14 protein-coding genes are annotated in these 16,526 nt (G+C 65.6%); 5 read left to right on the top strand and 9 right to left on the bottom strand.

The annotated features are described in order from the left end of the window. Positions 1-304: 304 nt before the first annotated feature. Entirely contained in the window at positions 305-472 is a 168-nt protein-coding gene (locus AAFP35_RS10740) for a hypothetical protein (protein ID WP_419221548.1), read from the bottom strand. A gap of 83 nt (positions 473-555) precedes the next feature. After that, positions 556-918, bottom strand: coding sequence for a DUF1992 domain-containing protein (locus AAFP35_RS10735; protein ID WP_419221547.1), 363 nt, complete (start codon positions 916-918; stop codon positions 556-558). A 328-nt stretch (positions 919-1,246) separates the two neighbouring features. On the opposite strand from AAFP35_RS10735, the gene AAFP35_RS10730 reads away from it, so the two are divergent. Further along, a complete protein-coding gene (locus tag AAFP35_RS10730) occupies positions 1,247-5,080 on the top strand; it encodes a deaminase domain-containing protein (RefSeq protein ID WP_419221546.1) in 3,834 nt (1,277 codons plus the stop codon). On the opposite strand, the gene AAFP35_RS10725 is transcribed toward AAFP35_RS10730, so the two are convergent. The 7 genes from AAFP35_RS10725 to AAFP35_RS10695 all read right to left on the bottom strand — a co-directional run bounded on the left by AAFP35_RS10725 (position 5,070) and on the right by AAFP35_RS10695 (position 11,579). Next, positions 5,070-5,435: a metal-sulfur cluster assembly factor gene (locus AAFP35_RS10725; RefSeq protein WP_419221545.1), complete on the bottom strand. Its 366-nt coding sequence runs from the start codon at positions 5,433-5,435 to the stop codon at positions 5,070-5,072. The genes AAFP35_RS10730 and AAFP35_RS10725 overlap by 11 nt on opposite strands. Beyond that, the gene (gene sufU, locus AAFP35_RS10720) at positions 5,432-5,902 is read right to left on the bottom strand and encodes a Fe-S cluster assembly sulfur transfer protein SufU (protein ID WP_419221544.1); all 471 of its coding nucleotides are present in this window, start codon (positions 5,900-5,902) and stop codon (positions 5,432-5,434) included. Before sufU ends, AAFP35_RS10725 begins: the two co-directional genes overlap by 4 nt. Continuing rightward, a complete protein-coding gene (locus AAFP35_RS10715) occupies positions 5,902-7,194 on the bottom strand; it encodes a cysteine desulfurase (RefSeq protein ID WP_419221543.1) in 1,293 nt (430 codons plus the stop codon). The genes sufU and AAFP35_RS10715 overlap by 1 nt, the downstream gene beginning before the upstream one ends. A gap of 20 nt (positions 7,195-7,214) precedes the next feature. Beyond that, positions 7,215-7,988, bottom strand: a complete 774-nt coding sequence (gene sufC, locus AAFP35_RS10710; protein WP_419221542.1) for a Fe-S cluster assembly ATPase SufC — start codon at positions 7,986-7,988, stop codon at positions 7,215-7,217. A gap of 149 nt (positions 7,989-8,137) precedes the next feature. Further along, the gene (gene sufD / locus AAFP35_RS10705) at positions 8,138-9,322 is read right to left on the bottom strand and encodes a Fe-S cluster assembly protein SufD (protein WP_419221541.1); all 1,185 of its coding nucleotides are present in this window, start codon (positions 9,320-9,322) and stop codon (positions 8,138-8,140) included. Then, positions 9,322-10,788 (bottom strand): Fe-S cluster assembly protein SufB, encoded by a 1,467-nt coding sequence (gene sufB, locus AAFP35_RS10700; RefSeq protein WP_419221540.1) that lies wholly within the window; start codon positions 10,786-10,788, stop codon positions 9,322-9,324. Before sufB ends, sufD begins: the two co-directional genes overlap by 1 nt. Continuing rightward, positions 10,785-11,579: a helix-turn-helix transcriptional regulator gene (locus AAFP35_RS10695; RefSeq protein WP_419221539.1), complete on the bottom strand. Its 795-nt coding sequence runs from the start codon at positions 11,577-11,579 to the stop codon at positions 10,785-10,787. The genes sufB and AAFP35_RS10695 overlap by 4 nt, the downstream gene beginning before the upstream one ends. Before the next feature lie 147 nt (positions 11,580-11,726). Here AAFP35_RS10695 and mptB point away from each other — a divergent pair, with 147 nt between their 5' ends. The 4 genes from mptB to AAFP35_RS10675 all read left to right on the top strand — a co-directional run bounded on the left by mptB (position 11,727) and on the right by AAFP35_RS10675 (position 16,497). Continuing rightward, complete coding sequence (mptB, locus tag AAFP35_RS10690) at positions 11,727-13,565, top strand: polyprenol phosphomannose-dependent alpha 1,6 mannosyltransferase MptB (RefSeq protein WP_419221538.1); 1,839 nt, start codon at positions 11,727-11,729, stop codon at positions 13,563-13,565. A 153-nt stretch (positions 13,566-13,718) separates the two neighbouring features. Continuing rightward, the gene (locus AAFP35_RS10685; RefSeq protein ID WP_419221537.1) at positions 13,719-14,687 is read left to right on the top strand and encodes an ABC transporter ATP-binding protein; all 969 of its coding nucleotides are present in this window, start codon (positions 13,719-13,721) and stop codon (positions 14,685-14,687) included. Continuing rightward, positions 14,684-15,478 carry an ABC transporter permease gene (locus tag AAFP35_RS10680; protein ID WP_419221536.1) on the top strand — a complete coding sequence of 265 codons (795 nt, stop codon included), beginning with the start codon at positions 14,684-14,686 and terminating at the stop codon, positions 15,476-15,478. The genes AAFP35_RS10685 and AAFP35_RS10680 overlap by 4 nt, the downstream gene beginning before the upstream one ends. Continuing rightward, on the top strand, positions 15,475-16,497 hold the full coding sequence (locus tag AAFP35_RS10675) for a COX15/CtaA family protein (RefSeq protein WP_419221535.1): 1,023 nt from the start codon (positions 15,475-15,477) through the stop codon (positions 16,495-16,497). Before AAFP35_RS10680 ends, AAFP35_RS10675 begins: the two co-directional genes overlap by 4 nt. Positions 16,498-16,526: the final 29 nt, after the last annotated feature.

Here is a 16,526-nt window from a genome sequence, read left to right as displayed (position 1 = left end):
CCGAGCGGCAACCCAGGCCAGGGTGAGGGCGAACCCAGCAACGACGACGACACGACACGCCTTTCGACCGGTCACGAACAAAGTCCACAGTGCACACGAGAAACCCGCACCACTCGTCATCCGACCCGAAAGGCCCTGTCTCACAAACCGTCGTCACTCAATCACTGTGCTGAAAACAAACTAACCCACCCCACCGACAACCTTTTGGCACAAGTGGCCGGCGCCTGGGGAACTCCGGAGTCCCGAGGTCAACGTCGGGACTCCGGACTGCAATCACTGTCTGTGATTGGCGAGGAGATCGAGCTCAGTGCCGCTGACCGGGTGTGACCGGGCTGATCGCCTCGTCCTCGTCGGACACCACATCGCGATCTGTTGCCGGATAATCGTCGGAGTCGTCGTCACCCTCGACGACGATGGACTGCTCGATGACATCGGCCTCGTCGGCCGACGGGAGCGGATCGTTCACGGTCATCGCACACCTCCGTCAGAGAACTCACGTTGGTCGGTACACGTCCAGCCTAACCATCTGTCGGCGGTTGTCGACCGTTCGAAGCGCTACCCTCGGCGCAGGTCGCGCCACTGGGCGACCAGGTCGTCGACGTCGACGGTGTGCGCGGTGATGAGGGTCGGAATCCCGGCCCGGGTCACGAGGTGCGCTTCGCGGACCCGGCGATTGAAGTCGTCGAGAACCTCACGCACGGCCTCCTCTGATGCGAGATCCATGAGCGACGCCGGAAACCCCTGGGCTTCCTTGCGCAATTGCAGTGGCATCGGCAGCAAGGCCGACGAGTCGAGGTTCTCGTCGCGGATCTTGCGTTTGACCCACCAGTCCGGGTCGTCGGCGTCGGACAGATCGAGTGGCTTGCCCATGCCCGGCAGATCGTCGAACTCACCACGCTCGGTTGCCTCGCGGATCATCTTCTCGACCCGAGACTCGTGCACCGGTGGGCGCCACCGACGAACGCGCCGGAATCGGCCGTCCGACGCCGATCCGCCCTCGGATGTGTCATTCGGTGGATCATCCACAATTCGGTTCTACTCCCCCGATCACGCGGTGCCCAGGAATCGGGCATCGATGACCCCTCGTCGTCGGACCTGCCGGTTGCCCGGTCGGGCACCGAACAGAACCCGAAGAGGCAGCCCTCCGTACCTTCCCCACTCGGCCCACACGGCGGATCGTGAAACCACCCGACGGAAGTGAGCGAGCGATGCACACCGACCGCCAGTTCCCCGACCACTCGTCCCGATGACCGAGCCGGCCCGTGAGCAGCGGCCGGTCACCGACGCATTGGTGACCGGCCGCCGGCACGCGGCCGCGTCGCACCCCTCGTCAACCGGGGTGACCGCGCTGCAGAGAGCCGCAGGCAATGGTGCCGTCGAGGCGCTCCTGCTCGGCAGATTCCGGGCGCCCGGAAAGCCGGAGATCTCTGCGGCCCTGCGCGAGATGCGCCACGACGAACCCGAGATCGGAATCGTCGAGAAAGGGCTGAAGGCCGCCAAAGCGGTCGGTGTACCGGTCGAGTTGGAGGGCCCGAAGCCTCCGCCGTCAGCGCTCGCGGTCACCATGACCGGGTTCGGACCGGCTTCGGTGGAGTCGAAAAAGCCTGTGCCGCCGCGTAAACCGGTGCCCCCGAAGAGCCCGCTCGGGGCCGCAGCCGCGAAAGTGGCGCGACCTACAGGCTCTGCCTCGGCCGGTGGCGTTGTGGTCGGCGGCGCACCCCGCGCTCCCGCTGCTCCCCGCACCTCGTTGTCGGCCGATGAGCTCCGCGCCCCACCGGTCGCTCCGCAGTTCATGCCACCGCATCGGGACCCGGAGTTCTCGGCGGTGACCACCGGCGTCGCGACGGCCGCCGCCACCAAACGAGCGCATCCGCGGGCAACGTCGAAGGCCAAGGAGGCGCAGGACGCTGCACTGGCGCCGAGCGACGACCTCGCCGGACAGGCCAAGGCCGCCAAGGTCGACTCGATGGACGCCCAGCAGGCGGGGGCATTCGATAAGAAAGCGTTCATCGCCGCGGTGAAGGCCGCCATCGAGGCCAAGTCACCCAAGACGTTGACGGAAGCCGACAAGTTCGCCGAGTCGGGCAAGGCCGGCGAGGTCAAGGGGGATGTCAAGAGCCTTGTGACACAAGGCAAGGACGGGCAGAGCAAAGACATCGCGACTGCCACCGCCGCTGCGCCGGACACCGGCAAGGCCGTCCCAAAACCGGTGACCCCGATGGGGCCAGAGCTGCAGGGTCCCGCACCGGCGATCCCCACCGCCGGTGCCGTGCCCAAGCCGGCTCCGCCTGAGCAGTTGAATCTCGAAGCCGGCAAACAGCAGGCCGATCAGGAGATGACCGACGCGCAGGTCGACGAAACACAGCTCGCCGAATCCAACGAACCGCAGTTCCAGCAGGCACTCGCCGACAAGCAGGTCGCCGCTGCACATGCCGACGCTGCGCCGGCCTCCTTCCGCGCGCACGAGGCCGGCGTCATCGGCACCACGAGAACCGAGGCTGCCGCTGCGACCACGTCGGGGATCGTCGGCATGCACGGCAGCAAAGCCACGGCGCTCGCCGGGCTCGTCGCCGCCAAGGGAAAGACCAAATCGAAGGACGAGGCCAAACGTGCCGCGGTCACCGCCCGTGTACAAGCCATCTTCACCGAGACGGAAACCGACGTGAAGGCGCTGCTCGACGGGCTCGACCCCAAGGTCGAGAAGGCGTTCGACGACGGCGAGGCGGCGGCGCGCAAGCTGTTCGAGACCTACGTCTCGGCCAAGATGGCGGCGTACAAGAAGGACCGCTACAGCGGTTGGCTCGGTGGCTTGCGTTGGGCCAAGGACAAATTGGTCGGCATGCCCGACAAGGTCAACGAGTTCTACGCGGCCGGGCGAGAGCTCTACCTGAAACAGATGGACGGTGTGATCACCAAGGTGGCCGACATCGTCGCGGCCGATCTCGGAGCGGCCAAGAAGCGGATCGCAGCGGGCAAGCTCCAGATCGCCACCTACGTCAAGAGTCTCCCAGCAGACCTCAAGAAACTGGGCACACAAGCATCGTCGGAGATCGGCGACCGCTTCGAACAACTCGAACAGGACGTCGACGCCAAGAAGGATGCCCTCGTCGACACCCTGGCGACCAAATACACCGAGGCACGTAAAGGCCTCGACGAACGCATCGAAGAACTACAGGCCGAGAACAAGGGCTTGGTCGACAAGGCGATCGGTGCAATCAAGGCCGTGATCAACACGATTCGCAAACTGGCCTCGATGCTGATGGACACTCTCGCGCGGGTCGCCCACGTGGTCGGCGACATCATCAAGCACCCGATTCGGTTCCTGGGCAACCTCGTCGAGGGCGTCAAGGGTGGCATCCTGCGCTTCAAGGAGAACATCCTCGACCATCTCCGCAAAGGTTTGATGAACTGGCTGTTCGGCGCGCTGGCCGAGAGCGGGGTCGAGTTGCCCGACAGTTTCGACCTGCAGGGCATCGTCAAACTCCTTGCGTCCCTGTTCGGTTTGACCTGGCGCAACATCCGCTCGCGACTGGTCCGTCAGATCGGCGAACCGGCCATGGCCGCCGTGGAGAAGGGCGTGGAGATCTTCCGGACCATCGCCTCGACCGGCGTGGGCGGGCTCTGGCAGATGCTGGTCGACAAACTCGGTGACATCAAGGAGATGATCCTCGAACAGGTCAAGGATTTCGTCGTCACCCGCGTCATCACCGCAGGCATCACCTGGCTGATCGGACTACTCAACCCGGCGGCCGCTTTCATCAAGGCCTGCAAGCTGATCTACGACATCATCATGTTCTTCGTCGACAACGCCGAACGGATTCTCGCTTTCGTCAACACGATCATCGACTCGGCCGTGGACATCGTGCGCGGCAACGTGAGCAGTGTGGTCGCCAAGATCGAGGATGCACTCGGCCAGATGGTGCCGGTCCTGATCGGGTTCCTCGCCAGTGTGATCGGCATCGGCGGCATCGGTCAGAAGATCCGCGCCATCGTCGATCGTTTACGCAAGCCGATCACCAAAGCGCTCGACGTCGTCATCGGCGCGGGCCTCAAGCTCGCCGGACCGATCATCCGCGGCGTCAAGGGAATCGGCAGCAAGGCCAAGGAAAAGGCCGCGGCGGGCAAGGAGTGGGTGACGGGCAAGGTCAAGGCCGGGAAGGAATGGGTGAAGGGAAAGTTGCCCGGCGCGACGCCCGATCATGCGAAGGGTCCGGAGGTCACACACCGACCGTTGGAGAAGCGATTCGACTTGAAAGGGTTCGGACACAGAGTCTTCGTCCCTGATTCGGGTGTGGGCGGCAAAGCCATGGTGGCGAGCAATCCCCAGCCGATCGACCAACTCGTCCGGACCATCCTCGCCGCCATTGCCCTGGTGCGCGACAACGAAACGGACCGGCAGCGCGAGAGCCGCGAGAACCGCTTGGCCCAGGCTCAGGTGATAGCGGGTCAGATCATGCAGCTGCTGCCCTTTGTCGAACGGCCCGGACCAGAGACCGAGAGGATGCACGTCCTCGGCCTGATGTCTCAAATGATCCGGAGTCTCGCGTTCAAACTCTCGTCGAACCCTGTGGACAAACCGACCATTCGGAAGGCCAGGGAGAAAGAGGTCGGAACCGCCTGGTACGACATCAACGGTGAGCGTGGTTCCGTTGCCGCGATCAGCGGAGGCGGTCTGGGCGTCGGGACAGGATACGAACAGGAGCCACTGGAGATCGAGGAATCGTCGGAAACCTGGACGCCGTTCTTCCAAGCTCTGGTCATTCCTTCCAAACGACCACGCGCGGGCCAGGCGCCGAAACAGATGCCGCGACACACCGACTCAGAGATCAAGATCCTGTCGTACGTGGCGACCAGGTTCGCCGGCCTGCCGGACCGGGCACCCAGCGACAGCTTCCAGGGCAACAAGGTCTACCCGCATGTCCGAGGAAGCATCCAGCTCTACACCAACAACACCACGTGCGAATCGTGTGCCTTCGTCATCGGCCAGTTTCGACGGATGTTCCCGAACGTCGAAGTGATCCTGGGACGCGCTCAGCCACACCGCCCCAGGCGGAAACGCGAACGCAAGGCTAGACGGTGAACCCCAAGGCGCGCAGCTGTTCACGGCCGTCGTCGGTGATCTTGTCCGGGCCCCACGGCGGCATCCAGACCCAGTTGATCTCCAGGTCGGTGCACAACCCACTGCTCACCAGTGCGCCACGGGACTGATCCTCGATCACATCGGTCAGCGGACACGCCGCCGACGTCAGAGTCATGTCGAGCTTCGCAACCGCGTCGTCGGTGATCTCGATGCCGTAGACGAGCCCGAGATCCACGACGTTGATGCCGAGTTCGGGGTCGACGACATCGCGCATCGCCTCCTCGACGTCCTCGAGCTGTGGCAGCGAGGTCGTCGGGGCGTCTGGTGTGGTGGTGGTGGTGGTTTCGTCACTCATGCTGACTCCGCTTCTTGATGATTTCTGCTGTCCACCGACTGTGCCAACGCGTCCTTGAACGCCATCCATCCCAGCAACGCACATTTCACTCGTGCCGGATACTTGCTGACGCCGGAGAACGCTATCCCGTCGCCGATGAGCTCTTCGTCGCCCTCGTCCTTGCCTCGCGACGTCATCATCGCGTTGAAAGACTCCAAGGTGGCCAGAGCGGATTCCACCGGCTCTCCCACCAGCTGGTCGTGCATCACCGAGGTGGATGCCTGCGAGATCGAACAACCCTGGCCGTCATAGGAGATGTCGGCGACAGTGCGTCCGTCGTCGGACAGCGCCACTCGCAATGTGACCTCGTCGCCGCACGTCGGGTTCACGTGATGCACCTCGGCCCCGAACGGGTCGCGCAGGCCACGCCCGTGCGGATGCTTGTAATGGTCCAGGATGACTTCCTGGTACATCTGCTCCATCCGCATCAGACACCTCCCCTCGCCCCGGTGACCCCGAAGAACTGCTGCGCCTTGACGATCGCGGCGGCGAGCGCGTCGACCTCCGCGGTCGTGTTGTATGCGGCGAATGACGCTCTGGCCGTGGCCGCGACTCCGAAACGGCGATGCAGGGGCCATGCACAGTGATGGCCCACCCGGATGGCGACGCCTTCGTCGTCGAGGATCTGCCCGAGGTCGTGAGCGTGGATTCCGTCGACCACGAACGAGACCGCACCGCCGCGACGCTCCGCGGTGGTTGGCCCGACGATGCGCAGACCGTCGATCGAGGCCAATCGGTCGAGTGCATGCGCGGTCAGCTCGTGCTCATGAGCCGCGATGGCATCCATCCCGATCCCGTTCAGATACTCGACCGCTGCACCGAGACCGACCACCTGCGAGGTCATCGGCACGCCCGCCTCGAAACGCTGCGGCGGCGGTGCGTAGGTGGACACCTCCATCGTCACCGTCTCGATCATGGAGCCGCCGGTGATGAAGGGCGGCAACGCATCGAGCAGCTGCGACTTTCCGTACAGCACACCAACGCCGGACGGTCCGAACATCTTGTGGCCGGAGAATGCGGCGAAATCGACGTGGAGCGCAGCGAAGTCGACGGCCATGTGCGGCACCGACTGGCACGCGTCGAGCGCGACCAAGGCGCCCACCGCATGAGCACGGCGCACCAACTCGGCCACATCGGCAACCGCACCCGTGACGTTCGACTGGTGAGTGAACGCCACGATCTTGACGCTCTCGTCGAGTACGAGCGAGTCCAGATCGATACGACCGTCGTCGGTGACTCCGTACCACGTCAACGTCGCACCCGTACGGCGGCACAGCTCCTGCCACGGAACGAGATTCGCGTGGTGTTCGAGTTCGGTGATCACCACGGTGTCCCCGGGACCGAGCGGCTTGCCGCCCAGGATGTCCGCGGAACGTGCATCGCCGAGGGTGTAGGTGACGAGGTTCAGCGCCTCGGTCGCGTTCTTGGTGAACACGATGGTGTCCGACGTCGCGCCGACGAACTGCGCGATGAGCTCGCGGGCGCCCTCATAGGCGTCGGTGGCCTCCTCGGCCAGCTGATGTGCCCCGCGATGAACCGCCGCGTTCCGGGTCGTCAGGAACTCACGCTCGGCGTCGAGGACCTGGACGGGCCGCTGCGATGTCGCGCCGGAATCCAGATACACCAACGGTTTGCCGTCACGCACCGTGCGCGACAGGATCGGGAAATCTGCTCGCAAGCGCTCGACGTCGAGACCTGCGACGACGGTTTCGGTGGACATCTTCTCAGCCCCCTGGGGTTTCAGCTCGCGGTGGCCGCCGACGTGAAGCGGACGTACCCGTTCTCTTCGAGCTCGTCGGCGAGCTCGGGACCTCCCGACTCGACGACCCGGCCGTTGACGAACACATGGACGAACTCAGGCTGGATGTAGCGCAGGATCCGTGTGTAGTGGGTGATCAGCAGGATGCCGCCGTTCTCGCGCTCCTTGTAGCGGTTGACACCCTCACTGACGACGCGCAGCGCATCCACGTCGAGACCGGAATCTGTCTCGTCGAGGATGGCGATCTTCGGCTTGAGCAGGTCGAGCTGCAGGATCTCGTGACGCTTCTTCTCACCGCCGGAGAAGCCCTCGTTGACGCTCCGCTCACCGAAGGACGGATCGATCTCGAGAGAGGTCATCGCCTCCTTGGTCTCCTTGACCCAGTGCCGCAGCTTCGGAGCCTCGCCACGAACGGCGGTGGCAGCGGTGCGCAAGAAGTTCGACATCGACACGCCGGGCACCTCGACGGGGTACTGCATCGCGAGGAACAGGCCCGCGCGAGCACGCTCGTCGACGCTCATCTCCAAGACGTTCTCGCCGTCGAGGGTGATCGATCCCTGCGTCACCTCGTACTTGGGATGTCCGGCGATCGCATACGACAGGGTCGACTTGCCCGAACCGTTGGGGCCCATGATCGCGTGCGTCTCACCCGACGACACGGTCAGGTTCACACCCTTGAGGATGTGGATGGGCTCGGCGTCGGTGTCGGTCTGTGCGACATCGACGTGGAGGTCTCGGATTTCCAGTGTGGTCATTGATCTGTGTTCTTTCGTTGTGGGCGGTGATCTCGATACGGCTCCTCGCTGCGCTCGGTGCCTACTCGATCAGCGGTGTGCAGTTGGTGCCTACTCGATCAGCGATATGCAGTTGGGCCTACTCGATCACCGGTTCGGAGTGGGATGCGTCAGGCGCCGGCGATCTGGAGTTCGCGTTCCACCGCGGCCTCGAGGCGTTCCCGGATGTCGGGCACGGAGATCTTGTTGATCACCTCGCGGAAGAACCCGCGGATGACGAGGCGCCGTGCCAGGTCCTCCGGGATCCCGCGGGCCTGCAGGTAGAACAGTTGCTCGTCGTCGAAACGTCCGGTGGCACTGGCATGTCCGGCACCGACGATCTCGCCGGTCTCGATCTCCAGGTTCGGCACCGAGTCGGCCCGGGCGTTGTCGGTGAGCACCAGGTTCCGGTTCAACTCGAAGGTGTCGGTGCCCTCGGCCTCCGGACGGATCAGCACGTCACCGATCCACACGGTGTGCGCCTCGCGGGTCCGATCTCCGCTCGGATCACCTTGCAGCGCGCCCTTGTAGACCACGTTGGAGCGGCAATGCGGCTGACTGTGATCCACCAGCAGACGCTGCTCGAGGTGCTGGCCCGCATCGGCGAAGTACAGACCCCACAGCTCGACGTCGCCGCCGGGTGCGTCGTAGTGCACCACCGGCGAGAGTCGAACGAGGTTGCCGCCGAGGCTGATCGCGAAGTGACGGACCACCGCGTCGCGGCCGACCTTGATGTGGTGGGCGGCCACGTGTACCGCGTCGTCGGCCCAGTCGTGCACGTTCACCACGGTCAACGAGGCCTGGTCGCCGACGACGAACTCGACGTTCTCCGCGTAGGTGCCGCTGCCCTTCTGATCGAGGACGACGACCGCGCGAGCGAACGGCTCGAGACGGATCTGCACGTGTCCGAATGCGGTCTGTCCTTCACCGGGGCCGTCGAGATGGACGACCACCGGCTCGCTCAGGTCGACCTCCTTGCCGACGGTCACCACGGTTGCCTGCGTGAACGACGAATACGCTTGTGCGGCAATCCGGTCGAACGGCACGCCGCCCTGCCCGAGTCGCTCGTCGTCACGTCCGACGGTCTGCACCGTCACACCGTCACCGGCTCCGGTGACCGTGATCTCGGCTTCCGCTGTGCGGGTCGCCGAACCGTCATGCAGTCCACGCAACCGCCGGAACGGCGTGAACCGCCACACCTCTTCGCGGGGACTGGGTACTTCGAACGCCTCGACATCGAACGAGGTGAACATCTGTCCCTTGTTCACCTGGGCGGCGGCCGCCGCGGGGCTGACGGGAATCGTGGGATCTGCCATCAGCCGACGGCTCCTTCCATCTGCAATTCGATGAGCCGGTTCAGCTCGAGTGCGTACTCCATCGGGAGCTCCTTGGCGATCGGCTCCACGAATCCGCGGACCACCATCGCCATCGCCTCGTCTTCGGTCAGGCCGCGGCTCATCAGGTAGAAGAGCTGATCGTCGCTGACCTTGGAGACGGTCGCCTCGTGGCCCATCGTCACGTCGTCCTCACGGATGTCGACGTACGGGTAGGTGTCACTGCGCGAGATCGTGTCCACCAGCAGCGCATCGCATTTCACCGTCGACCGACTGCCGTGGGCACCGTTGTTGACCTTGATCAGGCCGCGATACGACGCGCGTCCACCGCCGCGGGCCACCGACTTCGACACGATGTTGCTCGACGTGTTCGGCGCCAGGTGCACCATCTTGGAACCGGTGTCCTGATGCTGTCCCTCGCCGGCGAACGCGACCGAGAGCACCTCACCCTTGGCGTGCTCGCCGGTCAGCCACACGGCCGGGTACTTCATCGTCACCTTGGAGCCGATGTTGCCGTCGATCCACTCCATGGTCGCGCCGGCCTCGGCCTTGGCGCGCTTGGTGACCAGGTTGTAGACGTTGTTCGACCAGTTCTGGATGGTCGTGTAGCGGCAGCGACCACCCTTCTTGACGACGATCTCGACGACCGCGGAATGCAGCGAGTCGGTCTTGTAGATCGGAGCGGTACAACCCTCGACATAGTGCACGTAGGCGCCCTCGTCGACGATGATCAGCGTCCGCTCGAACTGACCCATGTTCTCGGTGTTGATGCGGAAGTACGCCTGCAGCGGGATGTCGACGTGCACACCCGGCGGGACGTAGATGAACGAGCCACCCGACCAGACGGCGGTGTTGAGCGCGGAGAACTTGTTGTCACCGGCCGGGATCACCGAGCCGAAGTACTCCTGGAAGATCTCCGGGTGTTCCTTGAGGCCGGTGTCGGTGTCGAGGAAGATGACGCCCTGCTCCTCGAGGTCCTCACGGATCTGGTGGTAGACCACCTCGGACTCGTACTGCGCGGCGACGCCGGCGACCAGACGCTGCTTCTCCGCCTCCGGGATGCCGAGCTTGTCGTAGGTGTTCTTGATGTCCTCGGGCAGTTCTTCCCAGCTCGCCGCCTGCTTCTCGGTGGACCGCACGAAGTACTTGATGTTGTCGAAGTCGATACCGTCGAGCTCTGCGCCCCAATGCGGCATCGGCTTGCGGTCGAAGATCTTGAGCGCCTTGAGCCGGTTCTCCAGCATCCAGTCGGGCTCGTTCTTCTTCGCCGAGATGTCGGCGACGACGGCGTCGGACAGACCGCGCTGCGCACTCGCTCCCGCGACATCGGAGTCCGACCAGCCGTACCCGTAGTTGCCCAGGGAGGCGATCGTCTCCTCCTGGGTCAGCGGGGTGGGCTTGGTCCCGACTTCTGGTGTCACAGCGCCGGTGGGTTCGGTGACTGTCATCGCGATGCCTTTCGACTCGTCTTCTTCGGTTCGGCGGAGGCGGGCTGTGCTCCGCTCACTGTGGTCTTCGGGGCCGCCACGCCGTCCGGGGGCGGATGCAGCGGCACGTGGGTGGTACAGGCGCAGTCGCCGTTGGCGATGGTGGCCAGGCGTTGCACGTGCGTTCCGAGCAACTCGGTGAACATCGCGGTCTCCGCTTCGCAGAGTTCGGGGAACTCCGCGGCCACATGTGCGACCGGACAGTGGTGCTGACAGATCTGCACGCCGGTGCCGACCTCGCGGGTATTGGCGGAGAAACCGGCACTGGTCAGTGCGTCGGCGATCTCGTCGACCGTGTGCGCCACCGATCCGGATTCCTCGGCGGGGGTCACCTTCGCGACGATCCCCTCGATACGGTCCCGGGCGAACTCCTCGACGGCCGCTTCGCCACCCACGACGCGCAGTTTGCGCATCGCGGCGCCGGCCAGATCGTCGTAGGCGTGTCGCAGCTTGCCGCGGCCGGTCGCGGTCAGCTGGAACCACTTGGCCGGCCGGCCTCGTCCGCGGCGACCGAATCCCGACGACGATGCCTCAACATCGCCGACCTCGGCCAGCGCGTCGAGATGACGGCGGACGCCCGCGGCGCTGATCCCGAGCCGATCGGCGATCTCGGTCGCGGTGAGCGGACCGTCTTCGACCAGCAGTGAAACCACGGCAGCACGGGTCTGCCCGTCATGATGACCGGCGGGACTGCCCCCCTGGTCGGAGGGGCCACGTGTCGCGGCTGCGGACAGCGCTGTATCGCTCCTCATGGTTTTCACAACGCAAGTGTGACGTAATTACTTCCCGCGTGCCAGCAAGGGTGACCTTACCGACGGGACCGACTGACGTGTCGACCCCCTGCAGGACACGGGTGGCACTGTTGGGGCATTAGAGTCGTCGGCGTGCCAGGAACGGGCGTGTCAGAAGCCAACGCGGAGCGAGAACCAGATCGCTCACGCGTGCACAAGGTGCTCGACTACGCCGGATTGCGCAGACCAAAGACCGCCCGGACCGGTGAGAACGTCGATCAGGGCACCGAACGTCGGGGCGATTACGGCAAAACCGTGGCGCGGCTGCACGACGACGAGCGCGAGGTCGGCCCGCTCGATGCCGCCGAGAATCGCCGCCTCCTGCGCATCAAGCTCTTCGGGGCGACCGGGTCGATCCTGCTGCTGATCGGCTCGCTGGGCACCGGTCAGATCCCGGTGCTGCAGAACCCCGTCGCCGGAATGCGAGTGCTCTCCCTCCCGTCCCGGATGTGGAGCACCGCACTGACACTGTCCATCGGCGGCACCATCATGTTGGTGGTCGCCTGGCTGCTGATCGGGCGATTCGCGGTGGGACGGTTCAGCGTCGAGGTGCTGCAGGGCCGCAGCCCCGAGCGGCGTATGACCCGTCGGCAGGCCGACCGAACGTTGATGCTGTGGATCGCTCCGATCATCGTCGCTCCCCCGCTGCTGTCGAAGGACATCTACTCGTATCTGGCGCAGAGCGCGATCGCCCACAGAGGCATGGATCCCTATGTGATCAGCCCGGTGCGTGGACTCGGTGTCGATCACGTCCTGACCCGCTCGGTCCCCAATCTGTGGCGTGACACCCCGGCGCCCTACGGCCCGTTGTTCTTGTGGATCGGCAAAGGCATCACCGCCGTGACCGGCGACAACATCACCGCTGCGGTGTTCGCACATCGGATCGTCGCGCTGGTGGGCATCGGCCTGATCGTGTGGGCCCTGCCGCGGCTGGCTCGCCGATGTGGCGTGTCGTCGGTGGCGGCGTTGTGGCTGGGTGCGATGAATCCGCTGGTCATCCTGCATCTGGTCGGCGGAATCCACAACGAGGCGTTGATGCTCGGCATGATGCTCGTCGGCATCGAACTCTGCTTCCGCGCCGTATACGGGACCGAGAGACTCAGACGGCCCGGATCGGTGTGGCCGTCGTCGGCAGGCTGGATTCTCATCGCCGGGGTCGCGGTGATCTCCGCCTCGGCGATGGTCAAGGTCGCGTCCATGCTGGCCCTCGGCTTCGTCGGTATCGCGCTCGCGCAACGCTGGGGCGCGTATCTGCCCGCGCTGCGCCACGCCCCGATACGCGACTGGTGGCAGCGATCGAAACGATCCGTCGCCGCTCTCTCGGCGTCCGCGTCGTTCCTCGCCGTCGTCCTGATCGTGGTCATGGTCGGGATCTCCGCAGGAACGGGTCTCGGGTTCGGCTGGACCAAGACACTGTCGACCGGAGACATCGTCCGATCCTGGATGTCGATGCCGACGCTGCTGTCGGTGACGACGGGCAGGATCGCGCTCGCACTGGGCCTCGGTGATCAGACGCAGGCCATTCTCGAGGTCGGCCGCCCTCTGGGCGAGCTCGTCGCGGTGATCTTCATCGTCCGATGGATGCTCGCCTGTCTGGCCGGGCGGCTCCACCCGTTGGGTGCACTCGGTGTGTCAATGGCCACAGTCGTGTTGTTCTTCCCGTTCGTCCAGGCCTGGTATCTGCTGTGGGCGGTCATCCCTCTCGCCGCCTGGGCCACTCGCCCCTGGTTCCGCATCACCACCATCGCGGTCTCCGCGATCATCGCCATCGTGGTGATGCCGACGAGTTCCAACACCAGTGGAGTCGTTCTGGCACAAGGACTTCTGGCCGGCGTCATCATGGTCGCGGTGATGACCGCACTCTTCTTCGAGGACCTGCCGATCCACCGCTGGTGGCGATCTCGACGGCGTGACGCGGTCCCGGCAGACGACCCGGACCGGCGATGAACGCACCCATGATGTCGGCGATCCTGGCCCCGCTCGGCGTTTTTGGGCCCACGGCGCGAAACGCATAGTCTGACCTGTGTGCGCGGCACGACGACCCGAGAGCGATACCACGGAGATGATCGACGACCCGATCAACCCGCCGATGGTCGCACGGTGAACGAGTCGGCCGACGCCCCGCCACAGCCGCAACGCCCCGGCTCTGTCACCCCGGCATTGCAGATCACCGGCCTCGTCAAACGGTACGGGGATCGCACCGCCGTCGACGGGCTCGATCTGGAACTCGCACCCGGGACTGTGCTCGCGCTGCTCGGCCCGAACGGCGCAGGCAAGACCACCACCGTCGAGGTCTGCGAGGGTTTCCTCACCGCAGACGCCGGTGAGGTGCGTGTCCTCGGTCTCGATCCCATCGCGGATAACGACGTGGTGCGCCGTCGCATCGGTGTGATGTTGCAGGGCGGCGGCGCCTATCCCGGTGCCCGCGCCGGCGAGATGCTGCGCCTGTGTGCCTCCTACAGTGCCGACCCGATCGATCCGGCATGGCTGCTCGATGTCCTGGGACTCACCGACGCGGCGCGGACGTCGTTCCGACGCCTGTCCGGCGGGCAGCAGCAGCGCCTGTCCCTCGCCTGCGCGATCGTCGGTCGGCCCGATCTGGTGTTCCTCGACGAACCGACCGCCGGCTTGGACGCTCATGCCCGAATCCTGGTGTGGGAGCTGATCGATCGACTCCGCAACGACGGCGTCTCGGTACTGCTCACGACCCATCTCATGGACGAGGCGGAAGAGCTCGCCGATCAGGTCGTCATCATCGACCACGGCCGGGTCGTGGCAGCCGGCACCCCGGCCGATCTGACCCACCGCGGCGCCGAGAACGAACTCCGGTTCTCGGCACCCCGCGGTCTGCACCTGTCCGAGCTGCTGCGAGCCCTGCCCGAGGGCTACAGCTGTACCGAGGTGACGCCGGGCAGCTACCTGGTGCGTGGCACGGTCACCCCACAGGTGCTGGCGACCGTCACCGCCTGGTGCGCCAAGATCGACGTGCTCGCCACCGACCTGCGGGTGGAGACCCGCAGCCTGTCCGACGTCTTCCTGGACCTGACCGGACGGGAATTGCGCTCATGACCGTTGCCGCCAACCGGTTCGCACCGGGGACCTTCGCTCCCCGACCGCGCGCCGCCTCGCTGCCCGCGATCCTCGCGGCACAGTCCCGAATGGAACTGACCCTGCTGCTGCGCAACGGCGAGCAGCTGCTGCTGACGATGTTCATCCCGATCACATTGCTGATCGGGTTGTGCCTGCTACCCGTGGACACCGGTCTCGGCGAATCCGCCGCCGAACGGGCCGCCACCTTCGTACCCGCGATCATGACCGTCGCCGTGATGTCCACCGCGTTCACCGGACAGGCCATCGCCCTCGGCTTCGACCGCCGCTACGGTGCGCTCAAACGGCTCGGCGCCACGCCGATCCCCCGCTGGGGCATCATCGCGGGCAAGTCGATTGCCGTCGTCATCGTCGTGTTCATGCAGGCCGTGATTCTCGGCGCCATCGGGCTCGCGTTCGGGTGGCGACCGTCGATAGTGGGCCTCCTCCTCGGCGCGGTGGTCATCGCGATCGGGACCGTCACCTTCGCGGCACTCGGCCTGCTGCTCGGCGGCACGCTCAAGGCCGAGGTGGTGCTCGCGCTGGCCAACCTGCTGTGGTTCGCGATGGTCGGCATCGGCAGCCTGGTGGTGATGGGTGATCGCGTGCCCGACGTCGCGCACTGGATCGCACGATGCGTACCGTCGGGGGCATTGACCGAGGCCCTCGATCAGGCCAGCCGCGGTTCGGTCGACTTCTTCGGCACAGGTGTGTTGCTGGTGTGGGCGGTTGTCGCCGCCGTGCTGGCAGTGAGGTGGTTCCGGTTCGAATGACAACTTCTCAGACTCCGTCGGTGGCACCGGCCACGGACCCGACCACACCCGCACCGGCTTCCGGCAGGTGGGCACGGGTGCCCGGTTTCGGCCGACCGACAGCACGATTCGTGTACTGGTGGGCGATCGCCCTGCTGGTCGCCAACGTCGGCATCGTCGCGACCGGCGGCGCCGTACGGTTGACGGGCTCGGGCCTCGGCTGTCCGACCTGGCCACGCTGCACCGACGATTCGTTCGTACCGCACGGCGCGCTCGGCGTGCACGGCGTCATCGAGTTCGGCAACCGGATGCTGACCTGGGTGCTGACCGTGGTGGCCATCGCCACCTGGATCGCCGTCCTGCGTTATGCGCGCTCGGCGCGCCGCGACAAATGGTTGGTGACCCTGCTGGCGCTGGGTATCCCGTTCCAGGGTGTCATCGGCGGCATCACCGTCTTGACCAAGCTCAACCCGTGGGTCGTGTCGCTGCACTTCGTGCTGTCGATGGCATTGGTATCAGGTGCCACCGTGCTCGTCTACCGACTTCGTCCCGGTGCGCCTCCGGCGCCGCCTGCCACCCCCGGCCGACGCCTCGGCAGGTCCCTGGCGTGGCTGCAGTACCTCGTGACCTGGGTGGCGATCTACCTGGGTACGGTCGTGACCGGTTCGGGCCCGCACGCGGGCGACACCGACGCCAAGCGCAACGGCCTGGCCCCCGACAACGCCACCCAGCTCCATGCCGACGCCGTGTTCGTCCTGATCGGTCTGGCCGTGGCGATCGGGATCTTCACCCGGGTGCTGGCACTACGCGAACAACGCACGGCGTACACCTTCCTCGGTCTGATCGCCGTGCAGGGCATCCTCGGCGTGGTGCAGTACAACACCGGCCTGCCGATCGCTCTGGTGATCGCCCACATGACCGTCAGCGCGCTGCTGCTGATCGCGGCGACGTGGCTCGTCCTGCAGTTCGGCCGAACCGGATCGGCGGACGCCGAGAGCACAGAGCCCGCGAACACCACTTCGGTGTCCACGGGCTCGTGACGATCGCCGCCCGCTGACGCGGGCGGACC

This window comes from Gordonia sp. CPCC 206044 (assembly GCF_048537895.1).
Taxonomy (GTDB): domain Bacteria; phylum Actinomycetota; class Actinomycetes; order Mycobacteriales; family Mycobacteriaceae; genus Gordonia.
This window is presented reverse-complemented; position numbering and strand designations above follow the sequence as displayed.

Bases quoted from the DNA above. Each gene is read 5' to 3' on its own strand.
- AAFP35_RS10740 (WP_419221548.1), bottom strand. From the start codon at position 472: ATGACCGTGAACGATCCGCTCCCGTCGGCCGACGAGGCCGATGTCATC.
- AAFP35_RS10735 (WP_419221547.1), bottom strand. From the start codon at position 918: ATGATCCGCGAGGCAACCGAGCGTGGTGAGTTCGACGATCTGCCGGGC.
- AAFP35_RS10730 (WP_419221546.1), top strand. From the start codon at position 1,247: ATGACCGAGCCGGCCCGTGAGCAGCGGCCGGTCACCGACGCATTGGTG.
- AAFP35_RS10725 (WP_419221545.1), bottom strand. From the start codon at position 5,435: ATGAGTGACGAAACCACCACCACCACCACACCAGACGCCCCGACGACC.
- sufU (WP_419221544.1), bottom strand. From the start codon at position 5,902: ATGCGGATGGAGCAGATGTACCAGGAAGTCATCCTGGACCATTACAAG.
- AAFP35_RS10715 (WP_419221543.1), bottom strand. From the start codon at position 7,194: ATGTCCACCGAAACCGTCGTCGCAGGTCTCGACGTCGAGCGCTTGCGA.
- sufC (WP_419221542.1), bottom strand. From the start codon at position 7,988: ATGACCACACTGGAAATCCGAGACCTCCACGTCGATGTCGCACAGACC.
- sufD (WP_419221541.1), bottom strand. From the start codon at position 9,322: ATGGCAGATCCCACGATTCCCGTCAGCCCCGCGGCGGCCGCCGCCCAG.
- sufB (WP_419221540.1), bottom strand. From the start codon at position 10,788: ATGACAGTCACCGAACCCACCGGCGCTGTGACACCAGAAGTCGGGACC.
- AAFP35_RS10695 (WP_419221539.1), bottom strand. From the start codon at position 11,579: ATGAGGAGCGATACAGCGCTGTCCGCAGCCGCGACACGTGGCCCCTCC.
- AAFP35_RS10680 (WP_419221536.1), top strand. From the start codon at position 14,684: ATGACCGTTGCCGCCAACCGGTTCGCACCGGGGACCTTCGCTCCCCGA.
- AAFP35_RS10675 (WP_419221535.1), top strand. From the start codon at position 15,475: ATGACAACTTCTCAGACTCCGTCGGTGGCACCGGCCACGGACCCGACC.